This window comes from Arthrobacter sp. N199823, from assembly GCF_002929705.1.
In the GTDB taxonomy this organism is placed as follows: Bacteria; Actinomycetota; Actinomycetes; order Actinomycetales; family Micrococcaceae; genus Specibacter.
Genome location: NZ_PJIN01000034.1, coordinates 1 through 1,414 on the forward strand (window position 1 = coordinate 1; position 1,414 = coordinate 1,414).

Consider the following 1,414-nt stretch of genomic DNA (forward strand, 5'->3'; position numbering starts at 1 on the left):
GGCAACACCCCCCTGTAAGTATTTGAAGTGGCTAGTCTGTGACTGGCTGGCAGGGTAGGTAATGGTTGTTCTTTCATGACGGTGACTCAACACCCCCTCGGCCCTTGGTGGGCCTTGGATCCGAATTGTCCCGTCATCGTGAGGATGACCAGTGCCTGCCTTGTCCGCTTCGAAGGCTTGATAAGAAGATTGCCCAGAGCTCGGCTCTGTGGCTCGTTACAGGAATGCCTCGTGAGCGACCCCACGGTGGGCTGCCGGCTGCTCGATGACCGCAGAAAACCGAACTGTCGATTTGGAAGGAATGAGTATCAATGGCCACTGTCGCGCATCTATATCCATTCATTATTGGTGTAGACACCCACGCCCGAACCCACACTTATGCCGTCACTGCCGCCAATGGTGAGCAACTTGGTATAGAGGCGTTCCCTAATACGTCCCCAGGTCGAAAACGAGCGATTCTCTGGGTAGCACGCCGTACGCAGGGCGACGCTGATACGCTCTGGGTCATTGAAGGCGTTGGCAGCTACGGTGCTCTGCTCGCTGGCACTGTTTCTCGGGCCGGCTACCGTGTTGTGGAAGCTCCTCGGAGCTATGCTCCGGCCCGGCGTGGTGCAGGGAAGTCCGACCCGTTGGATGCTGCCGCCATAGCCGCATCGGCGCTGCCACTTGAAGAGTCGAATCTACGCAATCCGCGACAGGACGATGGAATTCGTGCCGCTCTGCGTGTATTGGTAGCTGCTAGAGAACAAATGACGCTTGAGCGGACCGCCAAAGTCAACGCCCTCACAGCACTTTTGAGGACCGTGGATTTAGGGGTTGATGCCAGACGGCCTCTGACTGATGCGCAGATCGCAGCGTCAGCTCTTTGGCGTCAGCGAGGTGAGGAATTGGCGCTGGCCACCGCACGTTGTGAAGCTATCAGGCTTGCAAAACGCATTACCGCTCTGGATGGTGAGCTCAAGGAGAACCAAGAGCGCACTACGGAGCTGATCGAGGCTAGCCCAGCCGCACCGCTACTGGAGGTAACTGGTGTCGGGCCAGTGACAGCTGCGGTGGTTTACACAGCTTGGTCTCATCTGGGCCGGGTGCGTTCCGAAGCAGCCTTCGCTGCTCTTGCCGGAGTCTGCCCCATCCCAGCCTCCTCGGGCAATACAGTCCGGCATCGGCTGAACAGAGGAGGCGATAGACGCCTGAACAGTGCCTTGCACATGGCCACGATCGTGAGAACGATACATGATCCAAAAACCCGTGAGTACGCCGAACGGCGGAAAGCTGAGGGCAAAACACCCAAAGAAATACGGCGCATCCTCAAACGCTATCTATCCCGACGTCTCTATCGCCTGCTGAACGCGCTCCACGCCCCGGACAACACGACCACAATCGCGGCTTGACAGATATAGAAGATTCGGATCAT

The 1,414-nt window shown here is 57.6% G+C and carries 1 protein-coding gene; it reads left to right on the top strand.

The window, feature by feature from the left end; all coding sequences use genetic code 11:
* Positions 1–311: 311 nt before the first annotated feature.
* Positions 312–1,391 (top strand): IS110 family transposase, encoded by a 1,080-nt coding sequence (locus CXQ93_RS20105; protein WP_104112167.1) that lies wholly within the window; start codon positions 312–314, stop codon positions 1,389–1,391.
* Positions 1,392–1,414 lie beyond the last annotated feature (23 nt).